The organism is Photorhabdus sp. RM71S (assembly GCF_042879355.1).
GTDB classification, from domain to species: domain Bacteria; phylum Pseudomonadota; class Gammaproteobacteria; order Enterobacterales; family Enterobacteriaceae; genus Photorhabdus; species Photorhabdus kayaii.
Window position 1 is genome coordinate 1 of sequence record NZ_JBHFKV010000112.1, and the last position, 2,094, is coordinate 2,094.

At 43.2% G+C, this 2,094-nt stretch carries 5 protein-coding genes; all 5 read right to left on the reverse strand.

The features are described from left to right. Positions 1–198: Lar family restriction alleviation protein (locus tag ACGF5R_RS23790; protein WP_387693085.1), on the reverse strand; the 198-nt coding region annotated here is incomplete at its 3' end. A 1-nt stretch (position 199) separates the two neighbouring features. Continuing rightward, on the reverse strand, positions 200–397 hold the full coding sequence (locus ACGF5R_RS23795; protein WP_112879773.1) for a DUF551 domain-containing protein: 198 nt from the start codon (positions 395–397) through the stop codon (positions 200–202). A 112-nt stretch (positions 398–509) separates the two neighbouring features. Continuing rightward, entirely contained in the window at positions 510–842 is a 333-nt protein-coding gene (locus ACGF5R_RS23800) for a phage protein NinX family protein (protein WP_387693087.1), read from the reverse strand. Then, positions 839–1,075: a DUF551 domain-containing protein gene (locus ACGF5R_RS23805; protein ID WP_176692841.1), complete on the reverse strand. Its 237-nt coding sequence runs from the start codon at positions 1,073–1,075 to the stop codon at positions 839–841. The genes ACGF5R_RS23800 and ACGF5R_RS23805 overlap by 4 nt, the downstream gene beginning before the upstream one ends. A 1-nt stretch (position 1,076) precedes the next feature. Continuing rightward, the coding region (locus tag ACGF5R_RS23810) for a DnaB helicase C-terminal domain-containing protein (RefSeq protein WP_387693089.1) at positions 1,077–2,094 on the reverse strand (1,018 nt) is incomplete at its 5' end.

Below are 2,094 nucleotides of genomic sequence, written 5' to 3' on the forward strand. Positions count from 1 at the left end.
ATTTACTCTCTTATTCCAGACTCGAATAGCTGCCGATTCCGCTTCCTTGTAACTATTTTCCCATTTCGATAACGGACCATCTGTTCCGCAATTCCCGCAGTTAATCCAAGACACATACTCGTCCAATGAACCTCTATCCTCATAATCAGGACAAAGATCATTGCTTCCACAAAACGGACACGGCTTAAGTTCTGTCATGTTAAAAATCCTCCGGTGGCCGTGGCAGTGGCGTCCAATGACTGACTGCATTTAAATCCATGTATATATCTCCTGACGGTATATAAAATCCATTTTCTTCGTCCATTGATAAATACCCGCAGAAAACTTGACCAGATATGACAATCAGCACTGTTTTTATGGGCGCTGGCAACTCATCACTGCATTTAATCCAGTTCATATTAAAAATCCTTTATCTCTGTAACTGCTCTTGAAACACTTTTGCACCATTGATCAACATATCGTTAAAATCTCCGGTTTCGGGCCAACGAATGCTGATAAGTTCCTCATCGTTATTTACTCTCTTGTTCAATCAATTCATCGGGTATTTCGATTTCTTTGTCAAAATTGGCAATCACTATCATTCTGCAAGCAGCTTCTAAGTGATCATCTCCCCATCCATATGCATCACCCAACAAATAAGAATGGGCCTCAATTGCTGCATCACTGATCCAGTTAAATTCAATTCCGTTGTTGCTAATTAAATTACCGCATTCGCTCCAGTCTGTTGAATATTCGGGTATAGCATCATGATTCTTATCCAAATAATCAGTACTCCACCCATCACAAATAGCAACAGCATAATCCAGCGCACGGCCTGTCAAATTTTCTGTTTTAATTTTCATTCTATGTCCTCCGGTGGGGTTGGCATCGGTTGCCAGTGGGTTATCATTGAGTAATCATCATCAAGCAACCAATCACCTTGTCCGAAATCTTGACAAATAGACCATAGCCAGCCTTCTGAGTCCCATGTTCTAACGTAGCAGTTCCAAATGAATTCACCTTCGCTATTAAACCATCCAGCAAATACGGGCGTATCTAATTCCGGTAACTGCTCACTACATTTAATCCAGTTCATATCAAAAATCCTTCCTGTAGGGTTTATTGGGCTTGTCTTCGTTGCGCTTGGCTCGTCGCTCGCCTTCAGCTTGATCGAGATGGAACAAGCAAAGGCCCTTTTGTTCGACATATACAGTGTTAGCTTTACCGTGGCGATTGAGGCGCAATATCAACTCTGTCAGCGTCTTGTCCGATTTCTCTTGATAAACAGAGTCACGGTAGACGCCCATCCAGTAATCACAGTCCTGTTCAATCTGGCCTGTGTCTCGGCTGTCAGATGGCATTGGGCGTTTGTTGGCGCGTTCCTCAATATTCCTGTTAAGCTGAGTTAGCAGAACAACAACAGTGTCGAGTTCTTTTGCCAGTATCTTGAGGCCCTTTGTGATATTGCCATACGCAATATCATTCCGATCCGCTTTCTCAGTCTTCATCAGCGTTAGATAGTCAACACCGATAAAACCTATCTTCCCAACTTTACGCTTGATTTTACGACACTGTGACTGGATATGAGCGAATGACATTCCCGGCGTATCATCAATCCAGATATTGGGAGTATCTTTCAGTTCACCTATAGCCTTACTGAGTAGCGCCCATTCGTACTCATCATCAGAACCACCATACAGCATATCTGTATTCACCCCTGATTTCTGACTTACCATACGCTCAAATAACTGCTCATCTGTCATTTCCATGCTAAACAACAATACCTGATGACCATCACTAGCGACGTTCTTTGCCATCTCAGTTAACACAGTGGTTTTACCCATTTTCGGGCGAGCACCAATAACAAACAGTGATCCGTTGACGATATACTTGGGCGCTAGCATTTCGTCAAAATCTCGGAATCCGGTCTTAAGCCCTCTGTGTAATTCGGGATTATTAAATCTTGCTTCCAGTTTTTCAAACCAACGATCAGCAATCTCACTGATGGGCTTGAGTCCAGTCTTGTGTCCAGTAGTGCCATTCTCAGTAGCCTCGCCGATCAGTCGTTGAGCCATGTCCATTTTTTCAGCAAACGTGAGGGTACTAGGCGTCATC

Coding starts and splice junctions, on each gene's coding strand:
- ACGF5R_RS23795 (WP_112879773.1), bottom strand. CDS start 397: ATGAACTGGATTAAATGCAGTGATGAGTTGCCAGCGCCCATAAAAACA.
- ACGF5R_RS23800 (WP_387693087.1), bottom strand. CDS start 842: ATGAAAATTAAAACAGAAAATTTGACAGGCCGTGCGCTGGATTATGCT.
- ACGF5R_RS23805 (WP_176692841.1), bottom strand. CDS start 1,075: ATGAACTGGATTAAATGTAGTGAGCAGTTACCGGAATTAGATACGCCC.